Here is a 24,548-nt window from a genome sequence, read left to right on the forward strand (position 1 = left end):
GATTTTATTACATAGCATTTTATAATGTTTATTACCTGTCTAATTTAATATCTCTACTATATTTTTTGGAAAATATCATGTCTAATTACATTATAGGTGATATTCAAGGTTGCCTAAACGAACTTAAGTTACTAATCAAAAATATACCATTAGATTTTAATCAAGATACATTATGGTTTACAGGAGATCTTGTAGCACGAGGACCTAATTCTCTAGAAACCCTTAGATTTATAAAAAATTTAGGGAATAAAGCTAAAGTAGCTTTAGGAAATCATGATTTGCATTTACTAGCTATATACCTTGGCATAAAAAAAATGAAAAGACAGGATAATATTGCTGCTATTTTTTCGGCAAAAGATAAAGAAGAATTAGTGAACTGGCTGCGAACTCAATCTTTAATGATAGAACATGATGAGTTTATTGTATGCCATGCTGGGATTTCACCAGAATGGAATCTTTTTACAGCAAGAACAGCTGCCAGAGCAGTAGAAAAAGAACTTAAAAAAAAAAGCTGGTCTTGGATTATAAAAAACATGTATAGAAACACCCCAAATTCTTGGAGCAATACTCTAACAAAAAGTGAACGATACAGATATATAATTAATGCATTTACTCGAATGAGATTTTGCTATTCTGATGGAAAACTTGATATGAATCATAAAGCTTCACCAAATAAAGTAAAAAACAAAAAACTTAGCCCCTGGTTTAAACTTCCATCAAGACAACATTTAAATAAAACCATTCTATTTGGCCATTGGTCAACATTAGAAGGTTATAAAGATAATAACGTAATCAGTTTAGACACAGGTTGTGTGTGGGGAGGAACTTTGACAATGCTTCGTTGGGAAGATAAAACGTTCTTTATGCAAAAATCTATAAAAAAAAACACGTGTCACGTGTAATACTTTTAATTGAAAATAGATGGATAAATTTAGTACCTTTTTTTTGAAAAAAATGAGCATTTAGTGTGCTTATATATTACGTTCTAAAATTAAAAATGTCATATCATAAGAATTTCTTTTATCTGCAAAATGGTTTTTTTTATAAACTATACTCCACCCTGTTCCCCAATCTGGAAAGTAAGCATCTCCATGAAGATTACAATTTACATGTGTTAAATATAACCGTTGAGCTCTAGATAAATAAGATTGATAAATAGAAGCACCACCAATAATCATAACCTCATTAACATTTTCACCTAACACTTCTAAAGCCTCATCAAGTGAAAAAGCAGTTAATACCCCTTCTATCCTTAATTTTTTATCACGAGTAAGTACAATATTTTTTCGTTCAGGTAATACATACCCAATAGATTCAAAAGTCTTTCTTCCCATAATAATGGGTTTACCAATAGTACATCGCTTAAACCAAGAAAAATCAGCAGGAAGATACCAAAGCATTTTATTAGCATTTCCAATAGTTCGATCATTGGTTATTGCAGAAATCATGCTAATTAACATTAATATTTTTTTTATTAACCTAATTCTTAATAAAGATTTAATTAACTGAATTTTCTTTAGAAACAGTTCTTATTTCAGAAAATAATTCCCCTAATACATTAGCTAATTTACTACAAAGTTCTTTAGTCCCTTGATTTTTAAGTGAAGAAATTTTAAAATAGTTCCCCTGCCAATTTAACCTTTCTAAGATACCCTGAACCTTTTTATTAACTTCTTTTTTTGGTAATAAATCGACCTTATTAAACACTAACCAGCGTGGTTTATTTACTAATTTTTTACTATACTCTCGAAGTTCATTAATGACCATCAATATGTCTCTTTCAGGTTGAGATTCATTAATAGAGTCTATATCAATCATATGTAACAGTACTCGGCAACGTTCAAGATGCTTCAAAAAACGAATACCTAAACCTGCACCATCAGAGGCACCTTTTATCAAACCAGGCAGATCTGCAATAACAAATCTATTCTTAGAAGAAAGATTAACTACACCTAAGCTAGGAATTAATGTAGTAAATGGATAATCTGAAACCTTTATTTTAGCTGAAGATACTGAGCGAACAAAAGTTGATTTACCTGAATTTGGCAATCCTAACATCCCTACATCAGCTAAAAGAAGAAGTTCTAAACGAAGCTCTCTTATCTGACCTTTAGTACCTAAAGTTCTTTGATATGGTACACGATTAACTGAAGATTTAAAACAAGAATTACCTAAACCGTGTAAGCCTCCTTTAGCGACAATAAGTTTTTCACCATGTTCAATCAGTTCTCCAATAATTTTGTTACTGTAAACATCAACAATACGTGTTCCAATGGGAACGCGTAATATCTTATCTTGTCCACTTTTACCAGTACAATTTCTGGAACCACCATTCTTTCCATTTTCTCCTAAATAAAAACGTTGAAAGCGATAATTGCTTAGTGTATTGAGGCTTTTATCAGCAAGGATATAAATATCACCACCATTGCCACCGTTACCGCCATCAGGTCCTCCCTTAGCAATAAACTTTTGACGCAAAAAACTGACGGCACCACTACCACCTGAACCAGCTTCAACTTTCACTATTGCTTCATCAACAAATTTCATTTTTTATACTCGAACTTTTAATAAGTTCAATACTTTTAAAAATCTATAACTTTATTATTATATAACCTGCATAAAAAAAACCCACCTAAAATTAGGCAGGGTTTTAGTTAATCTAAATAACAATAAATCTAAAAAGATTCAATGCTAATAAATTTTCGTTTTTTAATACCTTTAATTCCAAATTTAACCTTACCACAGCTAAGAGCAAAAAGAGTATGATCCCTACCAATACCAACATTTATACCAGCATGAAATTTAGTACCACGTTGACGAACTATAATACTACCTGCTGATACATACTCACCACCAAAACGCTTTACACCAAGACGCTTGCTTTCTGAATCTCGACCATTACGTGTAGAACCTCCAGCCTTCTTATGAGCCATCTCTTCTAAACTCTCCTAGTTAGTAAAATATCAATTAATCAATATCAGTAATCTTTACTTCTGTAAACCATTGACGATGACCTTGCTGCTTACGAGAATGCTTACGACGACGGAACTTAACAATTTTAATTTTATTATCACGACCGTGCTGTAATACCTCTGCAAATACTTTAGCACCTTGAATAATAGGAGTACCAATAGTGATACCTTCACTGCTATTAGACACTAATAGGACGCTGTTAAACTCTAAAGTAGAACCAGATTTAGCATCTAATTTCTCTAAGCGAAGAGTTTGTCCTTTAGTTACACGGTGCTGCTTACCACCAGATCGGAAAACAGCGTACATAATTTAAATTACCCCGCTTTAAAATCTACCTAAAAAACACCTACTAGAATAATAGGTACGCACTGAACCTGAACGATTTTACAGAAATATGGTTCTTGTGACAAGCTATATTTTTAAAAAAAACTGCTGAAAAATGAATTGTATAAAAATTAGAAATTACTCAACTGTAGTAAGGTGTGAATAAAACATCTTTAGTGTATTATTTACTAGTTACTAGCAAAATAATACATAATACTATATCAAAATCTAACTTTAATCTGGATTTATAATGGATTTTAAAGATATCCAAATGCTTACTGCTAATGATATGGCAATAGTCAACCAAATTATTCAAAAACAATTGAATTCTGATGTAACCTTAATAAAACAACTAGGATACTACACATTAACTGGTGGTAAACGTCTGCGTCCTATGTTAACAATCTTATCTAGTAAAGCTCTTGGTTACAAAGGGGAAAGTCATACAATATCAGCTGCATTTATAGAATTTATCCATACTGCTACACTTTTACACGATGATGTAATTGATAAATCAAATATGCGTCGTGGTAAGGAAACAGCAAATTTTAGATTTGGCAATGCTGCTAGTATTCTTGTTGGTGATTTTATTTATACTCGTGCATTTCAAATGATGACTGAATTGGGATCTTGGAAGATCATAAAATTAATGAGCAATGTTGTAAATATTATTGCCGAAGGCGAAGTTCAACAATTAATGAACTGCAATAACCCTAATATAACTGAGGAAAATTATATGAAAGTAATTTATTCTAAAACCGCACGTTTATTTGAAGCAGCGACGCAAATTGGTGCTATTTTAAATAACGCTCCCCATTCTATAGAAATAGCATTAAAAAAATATGGAAAATACTTAGGTGCTGCCTTTCAATTAATTGATGATGTAATTGACTATACTTCTAGCAATATAGATATGGGTAAAAATACAGGAGATGACCTTTCAGAAGGGAAACCAACATTACCCCTTTTACACGCTATGAAAAACAGCACACCAGAGCAAGCTTATATCATTCGTCAGGCTATCGAAAAAGCTAATGGAATCAAAAAATTAAATGAGATCTTAGTGACTATGAAAAAAACCCGCTCCTTAGAGTATACAAGGAAAAAAGCACATAAGGAAGCGAATAAAGCTATAGCTGAACTATCAATTTTACCTGAATCCATGCATAAAGAAGCCCTAATACAGCTTGCTCATATTTCAGTTAATCGTAAAAAATAAAATAATTAACAATTAACAAAATCAATTCCGATTTTAATATCGTTATTTAATGTTTCTAACATTCCATTTAATAAATGTTTTTCATAATTATTTAATTTCCCATAATCTAAAAATGATTCAATACCCTCTTTACCCAATTTTACTGGTTGAGCAAAAAATTGTGCATGCTTCCCTTTTCCCTCTACATAGGCACATTCAATTATATTTTTTTCTCCTTGGAGTGCTTTAATAAGTTTTAAACAAAAACGACATGCAGCTTCTGCCATAGAAAGAGTAGCACTGCCACCAGAACATGCCTTTGCTTTCACCACTTCAGTACCAGCTTGTTGAATTTTTCTTGTTAACATTTCGGATTCTTCTTGGGTAAAATCAACACCCTTTACTTGAGAAAGCACAGGCAATATAGTACTATCTGAGTGTCCTCCGATAACTGAGACATCAATATCACATGGATCTCTACCTTTTAAGCTAGAAATAAAAGTTTCAGAACGAATTACATCTAATGTTGTTATACCAAATAAACGACGCCTATCATAACCCCCAACTTTTTTAAAAATTTCTGCAACAATTGGTACCATCATATTTATAGGATTAGTGATAATACCTAAGAAAGCTTTTGGACAGACTTTTGCAATCTCTTCAGCTAGAGAACTCACAACACTCGCATTTACATTAAAAAGAGCAGAACGTCCCATACTTGGATTACGATAAATACCTGCTGCAATTAAAATAATATCAGCATCTTTAAGTGCTTTTGTTATGTCTCCTTCAGAATACCCATTAATGGATATCAAAGTTGGAATATGACTTAAATCTACTGCTACACCAGATATTACTGGATTAATATCATATAATGCTAAATTTGAACCTGATGGAAGATGCTTTTTAAGCAACAATGCTAATGCCTGACCAATACCACCAGCAGCACCAATAATAGTTATTTTCATACACCTTTTCTCCATTATACTAACAAATTATCATCTTCTCTTGACCTTAGAAAGGTATATATTAATAAACCATCAACTAATAAATTAAAACAGATTTAACTAGAAAATATTTTAAATCTGACACCTATATTACAAAATAAAGAAATCGGTAGACAATATATGTTATAACTATCCATTATTTTTATATCAAGTTTTATGAAAGCATTTTAATTTTTAAAAGTGGTATTTTTATGACTAAACACCTATTCACTTCTGAATCTGTATCAGAAGGTCATCCAGATAAAATTGCAGACCAAATTTCTGATGCTGTTCTTGACGCTATTTTGACACAAGATATCAAAGCTCGAGTGGCTTGCGAAACCTATGTCAAAACAGGAATGGTAATGGTTGGTGGTGAAATTACGACCTCTGCCTGGGTTGATATTGAAGAAATTACTCGTCAAACTCTTCGAAAAATTGGTTATATTCATTCTGATATGGGGTTTGATGCTGACTCTTGTGCAATCTTAAATACTATTGGAAAACAATCTCTAGATATTAGTCAGGGAATTGATAAAGCGGTTCCTAAAAAACAGGGTGCTGGTGACCAAGGCATTATGTTTGGTTATGCAACCAATGAAACAGAAATGTTCATGCCAGCTCCAATTATGTACTCTCACAGATTAGTAAAAAAACAAGCTCAAGTTCGCAAAAATGGAAAACTTAATTTTTTACGTCCTGATGCTAAATCTCAATTAACATTCCAATATTATCAAAACAAAATTATTGGTATTGATACAGTTGTTCTTTCTACTCAACACTGTGATTCAGTTTCATCATCGTGTCTCCATGAAGCAGTAATGGAAGAGATCATTAAGCCTACTCTTCCCTCTGAATGGATTAATAAAAATACTAATTTTCTGATCAATCCAAGTGGACGATTTGTTATAGGTGGTCCAATGGCTGATTGTGGTTTAACGGGTCGAAAAATTATCGTTGATACTTATGGAGGTGCAGCTCGTCATGGTGGTGGTGCTTTTTCTGGCAAAGATCCATCGAAAGTTGATCGTTCAGGAGCATATGCAGCACGTTATGTTGCTAAAAACATCGTTGCAGCTGATCTTGCTGAACGCTGTGAAATTCAATTATCCTACGCCATTGGTATTGCTAATCCTACATCTATTATGTTAGAGACATTTGGTACAGAAAAAGTACCTAAAAAAACTATTATTGAAGCAATACATCAACACTTTGATCTACGCCCGTATAGTTTACAAGAAATGTTACACCTTTTACAACCAATTTATAAGGAAACTTCTGTATATGGTCATTTTGGTCGTGAAGAATTTCCTTGGGAATCAATTGATAAAGCACCTCTACTTAAACAATTTGCAACTACAAGATAAGTATTTATATGTTTATATAAATACTTATGGATAGAGTACTAACTAATTTTTTCATTAAGAACAAAAAAACTAATACCTGATTAGTCTATTTAAAATAATGTGGAGAAAGTCGTGATAAAACTTGGAATTGTAATGGATCCTATTAAATTTATTAATATAAAAAAAAACTCTACTTTCTTCATAATGCTAGAAGCACAACGCTATGGTTGCCAAATCTATTATATGGAAATGAATGATCTATATTTTGAACAAGGTATAGCTATGGCAAATAGTAGAATACTCACACTGCAGGAAAATCTTAAAATTTGGTATACATTCCATTCAAAACAAACTATTGAACTATCTGAACTTAATATCATTTTAATGAGAAAAGATCCTCCATTTAATACTGAATACATTTATGCAACGTATATTCTAGAACACGCAGAAAGAAAAGGTACATTAGTAATTAATAAACCACAAAGTTTACGCGACTGTAATGAAAAAATATTCACCACTTGGTTTCCAGAGCTAACTCCCGCTACACTAGTCACTAGTTCATCTGAAAAAATAAAAGCATTTCAAAAAAGACACGGTGAAATTATTTTAAAACCTCTTGATAGTATGGGTGGTGCCTCTGTATTCCGAATAACAAAAAATGCGTTGAACTTGCCAGTAATTATTGAAATTCTTACTAAGAATGGAAACAATTATGTAATGGCACAAGCTTTTATACCCGAAATTGCTAATGGGGATAAACGAATTTTAATAATTAATGGTGAAGTAATCCCTTATTGTTTAGCACGTATTCCTGCTTATGGAGAAATAAGAGCTAATTTAGCTATCGGAGGTATTGCTGAAGCAAGAACACTAAATGAGACTGATATTAAGATAGCTGAAAGTGTTTCACCAGTATTAAAAGAAAAAGGTTTAATATTTGTAGGACTAGATATTATTGGGGACAAGTTGACAGAAATCAATGTTACCAGTCCTACCTGTATTAGAGAAATTGAGTTAGCATTTAATATCTCTATTACTAGGAAATTTATGGATGTTCTTCTAAGCTTAATAGAGAAGCAAGGTTAACACTATTTATAACTTTATTGAAATACAGGCAACTACGATTTACATTTAATCTGAAATTTAAGAATCGTACTTGATATCAATATAGACAAAAATAATCAATTAGTTTACAATGACTTTCTTTTTTATAGAAAAGGTCAGTGTTTATCTTTACGTTAATCTATAATGGATTGTGGTATATATCTTTGAAAACGATTCTAAGAACCTAAAATGAATAGCTCCATCGCACTATTTACTATTTTCTCTTACCGTTATGTAGTTAAGCTTTCTTAAAATATTATAAATATTCAGTTTATGACTTATTGTAAGATATTTTATATTGTACTGACACTTCTCATTTTAGATTAAACAAACTTAAAAAAAGAATATGTCTAGAACAGTGATAGCTTTTGATTTTGGAACTAAAAACATTGGTACTGCTATTGGTCAGGACGTAACACATACTGCTTCTCCATTACAAGCGTTGAAGGCTAATAATGGTATTCCAAATTGGAATGAGATCGATAAACATATCAAAACTTGGAAGCCTAATCTCTTAGTTGTTGGCTTACCTATTGATCTGTACGATAAAGACTTAAGTAATCTAACTTTGAAAACGAAAAGGTTCGCAAAATACATGCAAAATTACTTTAAATTGCCTGTTGAACTTCATGATGAAAGATTTTCAACTACTGAAGCACGATCATTACTATTTGATAGTGGTGGTTATAAAGCACTAAGTAAAAATAATGTGGACTGTCAATCAGCGGTGATTATTCTAGAAAGCTGGTTTGAGCATAATTAATTCGTTGAGAAATTTTTAACTAGACACATTGTTTTAAAACAAGTCGTTTTCTATTAGATATTTTAGACTTAAATATCATTTTTTTACTATTAATAACTACAATAAACAAAATTAATATTGCTAGTTTTTACATTTCTTAAGATCTATGGTCAATATAAAAAAAAATATCCAAAACATCACCTCAAACATTCAAAGTGCCCAAAAAAAATTTGGACGTTCTCAAAATTCAGTGCAACTTCTTGCAGCTAGTAAAAGTAGAACTATCAATGAAATTTTGGATGCTATACGGGCTGGTCAAAGAATCTTTGGAGAAAGTTACGTACAAGAAGGCGTGGATAAAATAGTTTTTTTTCAAAAAAAATATCTAAAGTTATCGCTAGAATGGCACTTTATTGGTAATATTCAATCTAATAAAACTAATCAAGTTTCAAAAAATTTTGATTGGGTACATACTATCAGTCGCTCTAAAATAGCTCAAAGACTTAATGATCAACGACCGAAAGGAATGAAACCAATTCAGGTGTTAATACAAGTTAATACTAGCAACGAAAGAAATAAATTCGGCGTTACTGATACAGAAATATTTCCTCTAGCTAAACTGATCTCATCGTTACCAAACCTCAAATTAAGAGGCCTTATGTCAATTCCACATAATAAATCTGAGTATCAATCACAATTTAGTAGTTTTTTAAAATTGGTTAATTTGAAAAAAAAATTAAATCTTAAATATCCATTTCTAGATACTTTATCTATGGGGATGAGCAATGATATGCATGCTGCTATTGCAGCTGGTAGTACTATAGTTCGCATTGGCACAGCAATCTTTGGTATTCGCAATTATGATTGAAACAAAACATATTTAATAAATACTTTTTAACCATTATTTTATAACTAACTTCTGTTTATCAAAAAAACTTAATTAATTCAGTAGCTAATAAGCAAGAAATGCTTGATTTTCTTTATATTCAACATCATATTAATACCGAAAAAAATCAGTGCTAACTGAATGTACTAATATTTTAGTCTTTAAAATAAAACTCAACTCATTCAAGTAACCATAGTTGCATGCTAAAGAACAGTATTAATCCTTTAGTAAATTCATCCATTAAAATGATCAATTTTTGAAAAAGCAATGCAAACTATAAGTACTCGTACCAAAGAAGTGAAAAAAAATGTTTTAATTTTACAATATTTGTAATAAAACAAACTAATTAATTACTTAAGGAACCTTTATGAATTCAATGAGTTTTCTAACCTCCACCTTGTTTGATCTGTACATCATGGTAATAATTTTACGAATTTGGTTACAAGCTTCTCATGCTGATTTTTATAATCCCTTTTCTCAGTTCATTGTAAAATCTACTCAACCTGTTGTTGGTAAACTACAAAAAATTATTCCATTTATGATAGGTAATATCGATATAACAACTACACTTTTTGCTTATTTACTATGCGTGCTAAAACTAATGATCCTCACTATAATCAGTAGTTCTACTATACACTTTAGCAGTACATTACTATTACTTGGAATAGCATTATTCATTAAAACAGCAGGTAGTCTTCTATTCTGGATATTGCTTATCTGTACAATACTAAGCTGGGTAAATAAAAATCATGGACCTATAGAACACGTATTTTATCAGTTAACAGAACCAATGCTTATGCCAATTCGTCGTATTATCCCTATAATCGGTGGTTTTGATTTAAGTGTATTAGCGTTATTTATTGGATTACAATTCGCAAACTTCTTCATGGGAGATATAATAGGTCCAATTTGGTATCGACTATGAATACGAAAATAACTTAAAAACTGGACAAAATATAAAACTTTCCGAAATTATAGACACTATAAAAAAATTGATTAGTTATTTACATTTTTATTTAAAAAAAATTAATGATAACAAATCAACACATTGATATTTTAAATTACTAATGAAGAAAACATTCACTTATAAGAGAAAAAACTAGAATATTAAACAAATATTGTATATTAAAAAATAATTTTATAATAAAGTGAGTATTAAAATACATGAATAAAATTGTACTAGCTACAGAAAATCAAAATAAAATTTACGAGCTTATTGATTCATTAAATACATTTGGATTTGATGCTATTTCACAAAGTAAATACAATATTTCTAAAGCAGAAGAAACAGGAACTACTTTCATCGAAAATGCAATTATTAAAGCTCGTCATGCTTCTAAAGCAACTAATCTACCCGCTATTGCAGATGATTCTGGTTTAGAGGTAGACTGTCTTAAAGGTGCTCCGGGAATTTACTCAAGCCGCTATTCTGGTAAAAATTCTGAAGACAAAGAAAACGTACTAAAATTACTAAAAGCAATGAAAAATATACCAGAACATAAGCGAACTGCTCGATTTCACTGTATATTATTATTCCTTCGTCATGCAGATGATCCTGCACCAATTTTTTGCCATGGAATATGGGAAGGAATGATTTTAAAACAAGCTCAAGGGGAAAATGGTTTTGGTTATGATCCTATTTTCTTCATACCAGAAGAAAACTGCACCTCAGCTGAATTAAAATTAAACAAAAAAAACCAACTTTCTCATCGTGGTCAAGCACTGAAAAAATTGCTATTAGCTTTTACTAAAAAATATCATGTTAAAAACTCTAAAAAAATCTCTTAATAAGCTAGCTTTTCCAACACTTAGTCTATATGTGCATATTCCTTGGTGTGTAAAAAAGTGCTTATATTGCGATTTTAATTCGCATGTTTCTAAATCTAATATTCCAGAACAAAAATACATTATTGCTTTACTTGAAGACCTTGACAAAGATATTGAAAGATATCAGCTTAACCAAAATCAATACTTAATTCATTCAATCTTTATTGGTGGTGGAACGCCAAGTTTAATGTCTATTGAAAGTATCAAAAAATTAATTATAGGAATTAAAAGGCGTATTCCATTTAAATCTAATATAGAGATTACTATAGAAGCTAATCCCAATATTCTTGAAATAGAACGTTTTTCTGGATATTTAGACTCAGGTATTAACCGCATTTCAATAGGTATACAAAGCTTTGAATCAAAAAAGCTAAAATATCTTGGACGAACTCATAGACTAGAAGAAGCTGTCTATGCTGCTAGTTTAGCAAAAAAATTAAATTTTAAAAATGTAAACTTAGATTTAATGTATGGATTGCCAAAACAAAATGTAGAACAAGCACTATCAGATTTAGACAAAGCAATTCAATTTCATCCAACACATTTATCTTGGTACCAATTAACTATTGAACCAAATACAATTTTTTACTATAAAAAACCTTATTTACCTCATGACCATATATATGATATTTCACAACAAGGACATGATAAACTAACTAAATCAGGTTATACTCAATATGAAATATCAAGCTATAGTAAAATAAATTATCAATGCCAACATAATCTTAATTATTGGCGATTTGGTGATTACTTAGGCATAGGTTGTGGTTCACATGGAAAACTTACTTTTGAAAATGGTCTAATAATTCGCACAATTAAAATCAGGAATCCAAGAGACTATTTGACAAGATTAAATAATAAAGTTCAATTATATTTATCTAAGGAATTAAAAGTTGAAAATAAAGATAAACCATTTGAATTTTTTATGAATCGCTTCAGGTTAATAGAAGATTGCCCAAAACAAGATTTTACTGATAAGACTAAACTCGATATCAAAACAATCCAAAATCCTATTGATTGGTCCTTAATGGAAGGATATTTAACAGAAACAAGTACACACTGGAAGCTAACTAAAAAAGGTCAACTTTTCTTAAATGATCTTCTCATAGCTTTTATATAAAAAATAATTGATTAATATATTCTATTTGTAGTAGAGCAATCTCAATTTATCCTTTTATACTTTATCTCTAAAATTTTATGTCCTAAACGCTGACTACGCACTTCAAATTTAGTTACTGGACGTTCACTTGGATGAGCAATATAGTTATTGTTTTCAGATAAATTTAAAAAACCAGGAATAACATCCATTATCTTAATTATATATTCAGCGTAGTTTTTCCAATCAGTTAATATATGTAAAATGCCGATCCCTCTTTTTAATTTTAATCGACATGTCTCAGCAAACATAGATTTAATAATACGACGCTTATGATGACGACGTTTATGCCAAGGATCAGGGAAAAACAGCTGAAGTCTATCCAAACTATTATTAGGAATCATATAGGACATCACTTCGATTGCATCATAATGCATAATTCGTAAATTAGTCAACCCAGCATCACGTGCAGAAGAAAGACATGCGCCCACACCAGGAGCATAGACTTCTATACCAAAAAAATTTTTCTCTAATTCATTTTTAGCCATTGCAACTAATGATTTTCCCATTCCAAATCCAATTTCTAAGATAACAGGATTATAATTGCCAAATACTTGATTCCAATCAAGAAAGCAATTTTGATAATTAATTCCCATTACAGACCAACATTCCTTAATTGCACTTTGTTGAGACTTAGTTAAACGACCTCCTCGACACATAAAACTATGTACTTTTCGTATTCTTTTTCCATTTTTGAAATACTCATTTGTAATTACTTTATTTACCATAATTTAGTACTTGATTCTTATCTCATAAAAAATTTAATTGTATTGAACAATATTGAAAATCATTATAGTCTAATTTGAAAAACATCGGAAAACCTTTGTTTAGCTAATTAATTATAATTCGATCGGAAACCTTAAAGATAATAATCATATAATTACCCATATATATTTATATATCTTATAAATAAACACCTAAAAATGACCCATTTTTCACAATCTATCTTAGAATGGTATTGCAAGTTTGGTCGAAAAAATCTGCCTTGGCAAAAAAACAAGACTGACTATACTGTTTGGTTATCAGAAATTATGTTGCAACAAACTCAAGTATCTACTGTCATTCCCTATTATATTCGATTTATAAAAACCTTTCCAAATCTTATAAAGTTAGCTAATGCTGAACAAGATATAGTTCTTCATTTATGGAGTGGACTAGGCTATTATTCTAGAGCTATAAATTTACATAAAACAGCAAAAATTATACAGAAAGAATATAATGGACAATTTCCAAAGAATATAAAAGCAATAAATGCACTGCCTGGTATAGGTCGTTCAACCGCTGGTGCTATAATTTCTTCAGTATATAATAAAACATATCCAATTTTAGATGGAAATATTAAACGAATACTAACTCGTTGCTTCGCAATTAAAGGATGGCCAGGAGAAAAAAAGATAGAAAATACTTTATGGAAATATGCTGAAAAGTATACACCTCAAAAAAATACTGATAAATATAACCAAGCAATGATGGATATAGGAGCAATGATATGTACACGGGCTAAACCTAAGTGTCTATTATGTCCAATAAATCAGTATTGCATTTCTTATAAAAAAGGCAATCCATTAAATTATCCAAGCAAAAAAATAAAGAGAGAAAAATCAGTAAAAAAGGTTTATTTTACAATACTACAATATAAGAATTTAGTGTGGTTAGAACAACGTCCAACTAGTGGAGTTTGGGCAGGGTTATTTAGCTTCCCTGAAGCTAATAACCCTAAAATTGAAAGTCAACTAGATTCGTATAAAATATCTTATAAAGATATTTTACAACTTACTAAGTTAATTTCATTCAAACATACTTTTTCTCACTATCAACTTTATATTACACCAAGTTTAGTAAAGTTATCTACATTGCCAATATGGAAAATTGAAGTTCATAAAGGGATTTGGTATGACTTGCTGAAACCTAAAAAAATTGGATTAGCAACTCCAATAAAATATTTATTGGAAAGGTTGCCTTGCGAATAATTTCGGTTTATAAGAGGAATAATTATGGGGCGCATTATTTATTGTATTCGACTTAAAAAAAATGCAGAGGGAATGGATTTTCAACTTTATCCTGGTGAACTAGGAAAACGGATTTTTGAAAATATTTCAAAAGAAGCTTGGTCACTTTGGAAAAATAAACAAACTATGATAATTAACGAAAAACAACTTAACACGATGAATTTAAAACATCTTAAATTATTAGAATCAGAAATGGTTGATTTTTTATTTAAAGGAAAGAATATATCTATTAAGGATATACAGAGTATCAAAAATCAATAAAGGAAACTAAAGCACATTTTAGAGCAAATAATTTAAAACTTTTAAAAAAAATGTTGACTAAAGAAAAGAAAATTCGTTTAATATCTGCGTTTCTAGGCATATTTAAAATATGCAAATTTTAGTCAGAATATTATATAAAATTAGTTTTCTTACGAGATCTGTCTATTAGGTGAACAACAGTTTTTGTTGAGGTGCCTGTTTATTGTACATGTTTTGCCTCGATAGCTCAGTCGGTAGAGCAGAGGACTGAAAATCCTCGTGTCGGTGGTTCAATTCCGCCTCGAGGCACCATCATTTTCAGATAGATAAAATTGTTAACTGATAGCTTGTATTTATTATTCCTGTTCCTCCTTAGTTCAGTTGGTAGAACGGCGGACTGTTAATCCGTATGTCGCAGGTTCGAGTCCTGCAGGGGGAGCCAACCTTTTTCGATAAGCAATATTCAGCTATTGAGATTAAATTAATAGTTTACATGAATATATAAAATTAACATTTTACGATTGATTCCTTTTATTTCATTCTTCCTTCCTAAGGATATTTATCGATTTAATAATTCTGCTTCTCGGTTAAGAATAAAAAGCTTATCTTTCATTTTTAAATGACAAATCTTAGCAAGTTCACGAACATTGTGGCTATTATATTTTTCAGTAGAAACTGGCGACAATATTTCAACAATCACATAACCGTTATTCCAACGATTTAATCTAATCCCAGTAGTAGAAGTACATACAATAGGAATGATAGGCACACCAGCAAGAACTGCAGCATGAAATGCTCCCATCTTAAATGGAAGCAGTCCTCGACCACGAGAACGAGTTCCTTCAGGGAATATCCATACAGAAATATCACTATACTTTATTCGCTTAACTATCTGATTGATAATATACCTTGCTTTTGAATGATTAAAACGGTCAATTAAAATATTTCCTGCAAGCCAATATAACTGACCGAATAAAGGGATCCAAACTAAACTTTTCTTACCAACTGTTACTACTTTTGGTGTTACAGCTGAAGAAACAGTAACCATATCCCAATTATTTTGATGATTAGCAATATAAATACACTGACCACGAGAATAAGCATTTTTAGGCATACGCAAATCGATTTTAATACCAAAAATCTTAGACATTTTGCTAAAACAACGACCAAAATTAAATACATGGTTAGGATTACGTGGATTTAATAAACAATAAGCACAACCAAATATAAAAATCAAAGGTAAACAAAACATCATGATAAAAATACGAAATATTGCAATCATTTCTTTTCCTTAAAAATAAAGATAACAAAGCCAATTTGCATAACAAACAATACTCAATCTATCTATAATAACTGTGATTGTAATAATTTATGTAAAGTAAATTATTCATCATTAAAACGCTCAATATTTGCACCAAGCAATGATAATTTATCTTCGATATTTTCATAACCTCGATCAATATGATAAATACGATCAACAATAGTTTCACCTTGAGCAACACAGCCTGCAATTACTAAACTAGCCGAAGCACGTAAATCAGTTGCCATTACTTGTGCACCGCTGAGCCTATCAATATCACCACAAACAACTGTATTACCTTTAATTTCTGCCTTGCCCCCCATTCGAATAAGCTCTGGTATATGCATAAAACGATTCTCAAAAATATTCTCAGTAATCACCCCACCAACTTTCGCTAACATATTTAATAATGTAAACTGCGCCTGCATATCAGTTGGAAAACCAGGATATGGAGAAGTATGAATTATTACAGATTTTAAACGACGGTTAGTCATATTAATACTAATCCAATTTTTACCAGACTCCACTAAGGCACCTGCTTCTTCTAATTTAGATAGAACCCCTTCTAATAAACAAGGATATGTATTACGACATATAATTCTACCACTAGATACAGCAGCCGCCACAAGAAATGTCCCAGTTTCAATTCGATCAGCAACTACAGAATGCTTTCCTCCAGAAAGTTTATTTACTCCTTCAATTAAGATACTTCTTGTACCTGAACCTACAATTTTGGCACCTAAAGTATTTAAAAACATTGCTGTATCAACAACTTCTGGTTCACAGGCTGCATTGTCTAACACTGTTTTCCCCTTTGCTAAAGTAGCAGCAGACATGATAGTAATTGTTGCACCAACACTTACTTTATTCATGACAATATGAGTTCCTTTCAATCGCCCATGTACATTTGCTTTAATGTAACCATCTTCAAGAGTAATTGTAGCGCCTAATTGTTTTAAACCATAAATATGTAAATCGACTGGACGAGCACCAATTGCACAACCACCAGGTAAAGATACTTGACCTTGACCAAAACGAGCTAAAAGTGGACCTAATACCCAAATAGAAGCACGCATAGTCTTCACTAAATCATAAGGAGCGCAGTACCAACTAATTTTACTTGAATCAACATATACAGAATCATTCCATTCTACCTTAGCACCTAATTGCCTAAGCAATTCTATAGTAGTATCAATATCACGCAAATGAGGAACATTACTTACTTCAACAGGTTCTTCTGCCAAAATAGAGGCAAATAAAATTGGTAATGCTGCATTTTTTGCACCAGAAATAATCACCTCACCGTCTAATGGTTCATCTGAACCTTTTATTCTAAACTTTTCCACTAATTAATGCCTGATAAGCAGTTTAAAGTACTGTAATTTACCCATTCATCTGGAGTAAAAGTTTTAATGGAAACAGAGTGAATATCATTATTTTGGAAATACTTAATGAGAGGAAAATAAATTAATTGTTGCCTCTTCACTGAAGTCATACCACTAAACCGAATATCAATAGCAATTACTTCATAATTACGATCCTGACCATTTACATGTACCTTTTCAAGGTTTAGGCTCTCTTTTAATAACTGTTGAACTTTCATTCTATCTATGCACATCTCTAAACCTATTTAATTTTTAATATGCTTATCTACTATAAAATCAATTTTATTTATTCGGAATAAAGTATTTAACTGTTTAGAAACAAAACTAAGCAATATATGACAGTTTTTTTTCTTTGCATGCTTTATTAAGTGAAGTAACATAACCATACCAGTAGAATCAATCTTAGCTACTTGCTCCAAAGAAATTTCTAAATTTTCAACTTGAAAATTCCATGATTTAATAAAATACCAAAGAGAAGGAACAGTATCATGGTCTAGTATACCAAGCAATTTAATATAACTATTACTAAATTGTCTCCATTGAGGATGAGAAGTCATTATACTTTAAGTCTCAAGCTGTATACGCTGCTCTGCTAGCTCACTAAGCTGTTCAGCTACATTAATTAAACCATTTTTACGAATTTTACTACTCCATTCGGTTCTTTTGCTTGATAATAAACTAATACCTTCAACAATAATATCAAATACACTCCATTCACCTGAATTTAAATCTTTACGCAATCTAAACTGAAACTCAATAGTAGGATGGGAGATATCAAACATTTTGATTTTAATACCAATTATACGCTTTTCATTATCTAAATTTGGTGATGGTTCTAGTACAATTTTTTGATCTGCATATTGTGTTAAAACTTGAGCATACAAAGTAACTAAGTACTTGTGAAACGCTGTTACAAAAATATGTAAATCTTGAAGATTTATATTTTTTAATTCTGAACCGATTAATTTAAATGATGCATATCGACTATTAACATAAGGCATTAACTCTTCTTCAACAATGATTTTTAAGTGTTCAGGATTTGTATGAATTTTATTTTGTTCAACCTTAAGTCGACTAAACAGACGTGAAGAAACTAGATCTATCATCTGATAAGGATTCGTTTTATCAATTATTATGTTAATTTTTCCTAATGCTGAAAACGTCAACACCAAACAAATAATCAAACAAAGTTTTTTATGCATTTCTTACTTCTCCTTTTCAATAGAATAAAGAAAATGACTAATTAAATCTTCTAAAACTAACGCTGAATTAGTATCTTCAATTAAATCACCATCAACTAAAGTTTTTTGACCATCAAAAAGAAAACCGGGAAACAAACCTATATATTGATCACCAATTAAACCAGAAGTTAAAATTCTAAGGCTTGAAGTATCTGAGAACTGGTTATATTGAGAGTTAATCTCCATCGAAACTACAGGAATTAAGGTGTTAACATCTAAATATATGTCTGCTACTCGTCCTACCACTACCCCAGATACTTTAACTGGAGAACGAACTTTTAAGTTACCAATATTTTCAAATTTCGCTTTCAAAGTATATACATCTTTTGAATCTATCCCTGTGAAATTAGCAAGTTGAACAAACATCAATAAAATTGCACAACTTCCTATCAATATAAAACTACCTACTAATAGCTCCACTTTACGTATCTGTTTCATAATTAATTCCTAAACATCAATACCGTAAGTCCAAAATCCAATACTAAAATAGCTAAAGATGAATGAACTACAGTACGAGTCGTAGCATGACCAATTCCCTCAGAAGTTGGATTCGAATCATACCCATTAAATAAAGCAATCCAAGTTACTGTAACTGAAAAAATTAAACATTTTATTAAACTTTTACCAAGATCTTTAGTTAATTCTATCGAAGATTGAATCGCTGACCAAAAACTAGCATGATCCATTCCCTGCCAATAAACACCTACTAATTGAGCGCCCCATATACCTACTACTACAAAAATCATTGCTAAAAACGGCATTGAAATCAAACCTGCTAAAAAACGGGGAGCAATAATATATTTTAGTGGATCTACTGCCATGATTTCTAAGCTAGATAACTGGTCAGTAGCTTTCATTAAACTAATTTCAGCAGTTAAAGCCGAGCCAGCTCTACCAGCAAACAATAAAGCCGTTATAACTGGACCAAGTTCTCGCAATAAAGATAAAACTACCATCTTCCCTAAAACACTTTCTGCACCATAATCAACTAAAACCATATAACCTTGAAAACTTAAAACCATACCGATAAATAATCCAGCTACTACTATAACTGCAATAGACTGAACACCAACAATGTAAAGTTGTTTAATAAGCAATTCTGAACTTTTCCCTATTTTTTTGATCGATAAAGGAATTACTGCACCAAATAACATTAAACTAGCACGACCAAATGTTCTACAAATAGAAATAGTTCTTTGACCAATATAAGAAAGAAATTGGAATAAAACTAGCATGATTGAAACAGATCCTTTTCAATATTAATAGCAGTATGATAGGAATATGTTAATGAGGAATTCATGAAGATCCCTTGTAAAAAATTTTGTACATACATATTAGAATTGTTTCTAAGTTCTTCTGGAGAACCTTTAGCAATTACTTTTCCATCTACTAATAGATAAACCCAATTAGCAATACTCATAACTTCAGCAATATCATGAGAAACTAACACTGATGTCATACCAAGAGCATGGTTTAAACTATAAATTAACTTCATCAACACAGCCATCATTATAGGATCTTGACCAACAAAAGGTTCATCATACATAATTAAGTATGGATCAAGAGCAATGGAACGAGCTAATGCGACACGACGAGCCATCCCTCCTGATAATTCATTTGGCATGAGATTAGCAACAGGACGGAGACTGACTGATTCTAGTTTTAAAAGTACTAATGTTCGAATCAATTCTTCATCAAGCTGAGTATGTTTTCTAAGTGGAAAAGCAATGTTATCGAAAACACTAAGGTCTGTAAAAAGTGCATTAGATTGAAATAACATACTCATTTTTTTACGTACTTGATAAAGTTTATTTCTGCTTAAAGATGGAATATTTTCATTACAAAACCAAATTTCACCAGAATCAGGAATCAACTGTCCAGCAATGAGACGTAATAAAGTAGTTTTTCCAATACCAGAAGGTCCTATAAGTGCAGTAATTTTACCTTTAGGAATATTTAAGCTAATGTTATCTAATATTTTTTTTTCAGACGATGAAAAAGATAAATTTCTTATTCTAATAAGATTGCCTACTTGCATAAGGTCCATTTTTCCATCTATCCTTTCTATGTTTTAACACACATGAAAATTGACAATCACAAACGCATTAAGATAAAGTCGGTAAAAATCTTTAAATAAGAAGGTTCTTAACTAATAAAAACTTAAAAGTTTACTATTAGGAGTAATAGTTTCATAAAGACCTTCTTTAATTTGCTTAAGCATAATGTCATAAGTAAAATGAATCATTATTTTTATTGAGTTTAAAATTAGTATGATTAAAACTATCCTACTCCTCATGATTGCTTTTCTTTTTTTAATATGGAGCGCAGATAGATTGATCTCTGGAGCCTCTAATTTAGCCAGAAATGCTGGAATTTCTCCGCTTGTAATTGGCACTACTATCCTAGCAATTGGTTCATCAGCTCCTGAAATGGTATTATCTGCTACAGCTGCTCTAGATGGAAAAACTGATACAGCAGTAGGTAATGTACTTGGTTCAAATATAACTAATATTGCTCTCATACTAGGTCTTACTGCAATGATAAAACCTTTATCTATTAAAGATTCTATGATACGTCAAGAATTCCCATTAATGATGCTAGCAATCATCGTAGCAGGCGTAATCCTTTGGGATAATTACTTAAGCTTTTATGAAAGCATATTGTTGTTTTGTATGTTCAGTACCTTCATAGTAATAGTGTTACATACTAATCGTAAAAAAAAAGATAACAATGCATCATTTAAGAAAAAAGAACTTAAAATTCCTAAAAAAACTCATAGTATACGATCTATAGTATGGATAGCTATTAGCTTAATAATACTACCAATTTCAGCAAATAATTTGATTCATAACGCCTTAATTATCGCTAAATACTTAGGTATGAGCGATCTGGTTATAGGTCTTACTATCATTGCAGTTGGCACTAGCCTTCCAGAGCTTGCTACATCGCTAATGGCCGGAATTAAAAATGAAACGGATATGCTTGTTGGAAATATAGTTGGGTCCAATATTTTTAATATTTTAGCTGTTTTAGGCACTCTTGGAGTTTTAAACCCTTCTATTTTAAATGAATACGCAATGAAACGAGATTTTTGGATAATGCTTGGACTATCACTATTGTTTATCATAATGGCACTCGGTAAATCGCGTAGTATTAATTTTATCTCAGGCACTTTGCTATTTATTCTATTCGTTAGTTATCAAATTTATTTAATTATAAACATACACATATAGCTTAGTTCATGGAGAAATTTTATGTCATCTACTACTTTTGATTACTGTAAAATAGCTAAACAGGTTTTAGCAACAGAAATTGCAACACTAAAACAACTTGAAAATAATTTTGATTGTGCATTTATTGCAGCATGTAACATGATTTACTCGAATCAAGGGAAAATTGTAGTTATGGGAATAGGAAAATCTGGTCATATTGGAAATAAATTAGCATCAACTCTTGCTAGTACTGGAACACCAGCTTTTTTTGTTCATCCAGGTGAAGCTGCGCATGGAGATTTGGGCATGATTGATCCTGAAGATATTGTCCTAGTACTTTCTAACTCTGGAGAATCTAAAGAAATTCTTTCACTTTTTCCAGTATTAAAACATTTAAATATTCGAGTTATTAGCATAACAAGTAAACCAAATTCCAACATAGCGCAATTATCTAATATTCACCTAAAAACAACAGTACACAAAGAAGCATGTACGCTAGGGTTAGTTCCAACATCTAGCACAACAGCAACTTTAGTAATGGGAGATGCTCTTGCAGTAGCACTACTAGAGGCTCGTGGATTTACTGCTAAAGATTTTGCCTTATCTCATCCAGGAGGTATGTTAGGAAGAAAACTGTTACTAAAACTATCCGATATAATGCATTCAAATGAAGAACTTCCGATGGTAACAGCAAATACACTAATCTGTGAAGCTTTAATTGAAATTACTCAAAAAGGATTAGGTATGACAACTATTACTGATCAAAAAAAACATTTGCTTGGTATATTTACAGATGGTGATTTACGTCGTATTTTTGATAAACGCATTGATATTCATCATACTACTATTGGTGAGGTAATGAATAAAAATCCAATTAGCATCCATCCTAATACGCTAGCTTTAGAAGGGCTAAATTTAATGCAGAAAAAAAATATTAACTCACTAATTTTATGTGATAAAAATAACCTTATAGGAGCTTTAAATATGCATGATCTCCTAAAAGCAGGGATAATATAATGAAAATAGTCAAAACTCTTTATGGTTCAGTAGAAGAAAAACTCATTAAAATCGCAAAACAAATTGAATTGCTAGTTTGTGATATAGATGGAGTATTTTCTAATGGCTTGATTTATATGAGTAATAATTTTGAAGAAATAAAAACCTTTCATGCCAGAGATGGATATGGAGTTAAATTATTGATGAATATTGGCGTTGAAATCGCTATCATAACCACTCGACAATCTAAAATTGTCGAAGAACGTATGAAAGACCTCGGTATTGTACATGTTTACCAAGGACGGGATAATAAGCTTGAAACATATCAAAGTATATGTAAAAAACTAAACTTGGATTCAACAAAAATAGGATATGTTGGTGACGATCTAACTGACTTGCCCGTAATGCAGAAAGTAGCATTGTCAATTTGCGTAGCTGATGGACACCCATTACTTGCAAAACATGCAAATTACATAACTAAAATGAAAGGTGGATATGGTGCTATTCGTGAAGTATGTGATTTAATTCTCCAATCACGTAATAAATTAAATATATAAGGCTTTAGTGTATGAACTTATCTCATATTGTTTACATTATACTAATTTTATCAGCCTCTTACTCAATTTATTATTTATTCGAAAAAAAAGAAGAAAAAATTAATAGGTACATAACTTCAAATAAACAAATACCAATGTTTCGTAGTAAGAATATGGAAAATATCTTTTATACAGAAGAAGGAATTCGTAGTCATATCATCACTTCTAAACATCTTAAGTATTTCCCTAAAAGTGGTGAAACTGAATTTGAATTTCCTGTTTTAAAAATATATAAAAATGGGCAAATTCAGGAATGGGAAATTAGCTCAGATAAAGCATTGTTATATGAAAACCGAATACTTACCTTATATGATAATGTTCTAGCAAAAAATTTACTTGTTCAATCAGTATTTGATGTAATGTCAACAAAAGAACTAAATATTGAACTTAATAATAAAAATTTTTGGTCGCATGATCACGTAGTATTTATTGGTCAAAAATTTAAAATAGAGGGACAAGAGATGAAAGGAAACTTTATAAAAAACACTGCAATTCTTTCTAAAAAAGTAAAAGGTCAATATGAATTTTTTATATCTTAGCCTTTTTTCACTTTTCTTATTATTAATACCAAACGGTACTACAAGTGCACTTTTAACTAATCAAAATCACCCTGTTTATATTAATTCTAATAGTCAACGATTAGATATGCAAAGTAACGAAGTTACATTCCTAGGAGATGTTAAGCTTAAACAGGGTGACCTTAGTATTCATGCAGAAAAAATCATTATAATTTTAGATAAAGATAATAGTACCATTCAAAAAATTGAAGGTTATGGAAACTTAGCAACATTCTCTCAACTTAGAGATGATGGTAAAATTCTATATGGAGAAGCTGAGGAATTATATTACAATATAATTGATAATCAACTTATTATTAGCGAACGTGCAATGCTATCACAAGAAAATAGTATTATTCGTGGAAATAAGATCTATTATAATATTGCTAACCAAAAATTAGTTGTTAATGGCAATATTAATAATCGAGTCAGTACAACACTTCAACCTAAAATTATAAAAAAATAAATTA

29 protein-coding genes, 2 tRNA genes and 1 pseudogene are annotated in these 24,548 nt (G+C 30.8%); 18 read left to right on the plus strand and 14 right to left on the minus strand.

Going from position 1 to position 24,548, the window contains the following annotated elements; genetic code table 11:
* Window positions 1-77: 77 nt before the first annotated feature.
* Window positions 78-902 (plus strand): symmetrical bis(5'-nucleosyl)-tetraphosphatase, encoded by an 825-nt coding sequence (locus CF66_RS03670; protein ID WP_034411719.1) that lies wholly within the window; start codon window positions 78-80, stop codon window positions 900-902.
* A 69-nt stretch (window positions 903-971) separates the two neighbouring features.
* On the opposite strand, the gene folA is transcribed toward CF66_RS03670, so the two are convergent.
* From folA to rplU, 4 genes and pseudogenes are all read right to left on the minus strand, one after another.
* Window positions 972-1,460 carry a type 3 dihydrofolate reductase gene (folA, locus tag CF66_RS03675; RefSeq protein WP_016503901.1) on the minus strand — a complete coding sequence of 163 codons (489 nt, stop codon included), beginning with the start codon at window positions 1,458-1,460 and terminating at the stop codon, window positions 972-974.
* Window positions 1,461-1,500: 40 nt separating this feature from the next.
* Window positions 1,501-2,547 (minus strand): annotated as a pseudogene (cgtA, locus tag CF66_RS03680) (Obg family GTPase CgtA); the annotation flags it as partial.
* 128 nt (window positions 2,548-2,675) lie between these two features.
* Window positions 2,676-2,933: a 50S ribosomal protein L27 gene (gene rpmA / locus CF66_RS03685; protein ID WP_016503899.1), complete on the minus strand. Its 258-nt coding sequence runs from the start codon at window positions 2,931-2,933 to the stop codon at window positions 2,676-2,678.
* A gap of 34 nt (window positions 2,934-2,967) precedes the next feature.
* A complete protein-coding gene (gene rplU, locus CF66_RS03690; RefSeq protein WP_016503898.1) occupies window positions 2,968-3,279 on the minus strand; it encodes a 50S ribosomal protein L21 in 312 nt (103 codons plus the stop codon).
* A gap of 268 nt (window positions 3,280-3,547) precedes the next feature.
* On the opposite strand from rplU, the gene ispB reads away from it, so the two are divergent.
* Complete coding sequence (gene ispB, locus CF66_RS03695; RefSeq protein ID WP_034411728.1) at window positions 3,548-4,516, plus strand: octaprenyl diphosphate synthase; 969 nt, start codon at window positions 3,548-3,550, stop codon at window positions 4,514-4,516.
* Between the two features lie 5 nt (window positions 4,517-4,521).
* Here the strand turns inward: ispB and mdh are convergent, their stop codons facing one another.
* On the minus strand, window positions 4,522-5,463 hold the full coding sequence (gene mdh / locus CF66_RS03700) for a malate dehydrogenase (RefSeq protein ID WP_016503896.1): 942 nt from the start codon (window positions 5,461-5,463) through the stop codon (window positions 4,522-4,524).
* 230 nt (window positions 5,464-5,693) lie between these two features.
* Here mdh and metK point away from each other — a divergent pair, with 230 nt between their 5' ends.
* The 7 genes from metK to hemW all read left to right on the plus strand — a co-directional run bounded on the left by metK (window position 5,694) and on the right by hemW (window position 12,506).
* Window positions 5,694-6,848, plus strand: a complete 1,155-nt coding sequence (metK, locus tag CF66_RS03705; RefSeq protein ID WP_034411730.1) for a methionine adenosyltransferase — start codon at window positions 5,694-5,696, stop codon at window positions 6,846-6,848.
* Between the two features lie 111 nt (window positions 6,849-6,959).
* Window positions 6,960-7,913 (plus strand): glutathione synthase, encoded by a 954-nt coding sequence (gshB, locus tag CF66_RS03710; protein ID WP_016503894.1) that lies wholly within the window; start codon window positions 6,960-6,962, stop codon window positions 7,911-7,913.
* A gap of 364 nt (window positions 7,914-8,277) precedes the next feature.
* Window positions 8,278-8,694: a Holliday junction resolvase RuvX gene (gene ruvX, locus CF66_RS03715; protein WP_016503893.1), complete on the plus strand. Its 417-nt coding sequence runs from the start codon at window positions 8,278-8,280 to the stop codon at window positions 8,692-8,694.
* Between the two features lie 145 nt (window positions 8,695-8,839).
* Window positions 8,840-9,541 (plus strand): YggS family pyridoxal phosphate-dependent enzyme, encoded by a 702-nt coding sequence (locus tag CF66_RS03720; protein WP_016503892.1) that lies wholly within the window; start codon window positions 8,840-8,842, stop codon window positions 9,539-9,541.
* A gap of 385 nt (window positions 9,542-9,926) precedes the next feature.
* Window positions 9,927-10,484 (plus strand): YggT family protein, encoded by a 558-nt coding sequence (locus CF66_RS03725; protein WP_016503891.1) that lies wholly within the window; start codon window positions 9,927-9,929, stop codon window positions 10,482-10,484.
* A gap of 239 nt (window positions 10,485-10,723) precedes the next feature.
* Window positions 10,724-11,347: an RdgB/HAM1 family non-canonical purine NTP pyrophosphatase gene (rdgB, locus tag CF66_RS03730; RefSeq protein WP_016503890.1), complete on the plus strand. Its 624-nt coding sequence runs from the start codon at window positions 10,724-10,726 to the stop codon at window positions 11,345-11,347.
* Entirely contained in the window at window positions 11,319-12,506 is a 1,188-nt protein-coding gene (gene hemW, locus CF66_RS03735) for a radical SAM family heme chaperone HemW (protein WP_052541674.1), read from the plus strand. The genes rdgB and hemW overlap by 29 nt, the downstream gene beginning before the upstream one ends.
* Window positions 12,507-12,547: 41 nt before the next feature.
* On the opposite strand, the gene trmB is transcribed toward hemW, so the two are convergent.
* Window positions 12,548-13,270: a tRNA (guanosine(46)-N7)-methyltransferase TrmB gene (gene trmB / locus CF66_RS03740; protein ID WP_016503888.1), complete on the minus strand. Its 723-nt coding sequence runs from the start codon at window positions 13,268-13,270 to the stop codon at window positions 12,548-12,550.
* Between the two features lie 195 nt (window positions 13,271-13,465).
* On the opposite strand from trmB, the gene mutY reads away from it, so the two are divergent.
* The 4 genes from mutY (at window position 13,466) to CF66_RS03760 (ending at window position 15,233) form a co-directional block, all read left to right on the plus strand.
* Complete coding sequence (gene mutY, locus CF66_RS03745; protein WP_034411733.1) at window positions 13,466-14,512, plus strand: A/G-specific adenine glycosylase; 1,047 nt, start codon at window positions 13,466-13,468, stop codon at window positions 14,510-14,512.
* Between the two features lie 24 nt (window positions 14,513-14,536).
* Window positions 14,537-14,812, plus strand: a complete 276-nt coding sequence (locus CF66_RS03750; RefSeq protein WP_016503886.1) for an oxidative damage protection protein — start codon at window positions 14,537-14,539, stop codon at window positions 14,810-14,812.
* A 215-nt stretch (window positions 14,813-15,027) separates the two neighbouring features.
* Window positions 15,028-15,103: transfer RNA gene (locus CF66_RS03755), tRNA-Phe, on the plus strand.
* A gap of 54 nt (window positions 15,104-15,157) precedes the next feature.
* Window positions 15,158-15,233 (plus strand) — tRNA-Asn (locus CF66_RS03760).
* Window positions 15,234-15,350: 117 nt separating this feature from the next.
* Here CF66_RS03760 and CF66_RS03765 read toward each other — a convergent pair.
* From CF66_RS03765 to CF66_RS03800, 8 genes are all read right to left on the minus strand, one after another.
* Window positions 15,351-16,073 (minus strand): 1-acylglycerol-3-phosphate O-acyltransferase, encoded by a 723-nt coding sequence (locus CF66_RS03765; protein ID WP_034411735.1) that lies wholly within the window; start codon window positions 16,071-16,073, stop codon window positions 15,351-15,353.
* Between the two features lie 101 nt (window positions 16,074-16,174).
* A complete protein-coding gene (gene murA, locus CF66_RS03770) occupies window positions 16,175-17,437 on the minus strand; it encodes a UDP-N-acetylglucosamine 1-carboxyvinyltransferase (RefSeq protein WP_016503884.1) in 1,263 nt (420 codons plus the stop codon).
* Window positions 17,437-17,709 carry a BolA family protein gene (locus CF66_RS03775; protein WP_016503883.1) on the minus strand — a complete coding sequence of 91 codons (273 nt, stop codon included), beginning with the start codon at window positions 17,707-17,709 and terminating at the stop codon, window positions 17,437-17,439. Before CF66_RS03775 ends, murA begins: the two co-directional genes overlap by 1 nt.
* A gap of 12 nt (window positions 17,710-17,721) precedes the next feature.
* Complete coding sequence (locus tag CF66_RS03780; protein ID WP_034411737.1) at window positions 17,722-18,033, minus strand: STAS domain-containing protein; 312 nt, start codon at window positions 18,031-18,033, stop codon at window positions 17,722-17,724.
* Window positions 18,034-18,039: 6 nt separating this feature from the next.
* Entirely contained in the window at window positions 18,040-18,678 is a 639-nt protein-coding gene (locus tag CF66_RS03785; protein ID WP_016503881.1) for an ABC transporter substrate-binding protein, read from the minus strand.
* Window positions 18,679-18,681: 3 nt separating this feature from the next.
* Window positions 18,682-19,155, minus strand: a complete 474-nt coding sequence (gene mlaD / locus CF66_RS03790; protein ID WP_016503880.1) for an outer membrane lipid asymmetry maintenance protein MlaD — start codon at window positions 19,153-19,155, stop codon at window positions 18,682-18,684.
* Window positions 19,156-19,157: 2 nt separating this feature from the next.
* Complete coding sequence (mlaE, locus tag CF66_RS03795; RefSeq protein ID WP_016503879.1) at window positions 19,158-19,952, minus strand: lipid asymmetry maintenance ABC transporter permease subunit MlaE; 795 nt, start codon at window positions 19,950-19,952, stop codon at window positions 19,158-19,160.
* Complete coding sequence (locus CF66_RS03800; protein ID WP_034411794.1) at window positions 19,946-20,755, minus strand: ATP-binding cassette domain-containing protein; 810 nt, start codon at window positions 20,753-20,755, stop codon at window positions 19,946-19,948. The genes mlaE and CF66_RS03800 overlap by 7 nt, the downstream gene beginning before the upstream one ends.
* Window positions 20,756-20,987: 232 nt before the next feature.
* Here CF66_RS03800 and CF66_RS03805 point away from each other — a divergent pair, with 232 nt between their 5' ends.
* From CF66_RS03805 to lptA, 5 genes are read left to right on the plus strand one after another with little or no spacing between them, the layout of a single operon-like run.
* On the plus strand, window positions 20,988-21,950 hold the full coding sequence (locus CF66_RS03805; RefSeq protein WP_034411741.1) for a calcium/sodium antiporter: 963 nt from the start codon (window positions 20,988-20,990) through the stop codon (window positions 21,948-21,950).
* Window positions 21,951-21,971: 21 nt separating this feature from the next.
* Window positions 21,972-22,946, plus strand: coding sequence for a KpsF/GutQ family sugar-phosphate isomerase (locus CF66_RS03810; protein ID WP_016503876.1), 975 nt, complete (start codon window positions 21,972-21,974; stop codon window positions 22,944-22,946).
* Window positions 22,946-23,482, plus strand: coding sequence for a 3-deoxy-manno-octulosonate-8-phosphatase KdsC (gene kdsC / locus CF66_RS03815; protein WP_034411743.1), 537 nt, complete (start codon window positions 22,946-22,948; stop codon window positions 23,480-23,482). The genes CF66_RS03810 and kdsC overlap by 1 nt, the downstream gene beginning before the upstream one ends.
* An 11-nt stretch (window positions 23,483-23,493) precedes the next feature.
* Window positions 23,494-24,060: an LPS export ABC transporter periplasmic protein LptC gene (gene lptC / locus CF66_RS03820; protein ID WP_016503874.1), complete on the plus strand. Its 567-nt coding sequence runs from the start codon at window positions 23,494-23,496 to the stop codon at window positions 24,058-24,060.
* Complete coding sequence (gene lptA, locus CF66_RS03825) at window positions 24,041-24,544, plus strand: lipopolysaccharide transport periplasmic protein LptA (protein WP_016503873.1); 504 nt, start codon at window positions 24,041-24,043, stop codon at window positions 24,542-24,544. Before lptC ends, lptA begins: the two co-directional genes overlap by 20 nt.
* The last annotated feature ends 4 nt before the right edge of the window (window positions 24,545-24,548 follow it).

The sequence above is a fragment of the Candidatus Photodesmus anomalopis genome, assembly GCF_000731785.2.
GTDB classification, from domain to species: domain Bacteria; phylum Pseudomonadota; class Gammaproteobacteria; order Enterobacterales; family Vibrionaceae; genus Vibrio; species Vibrio anomalopis.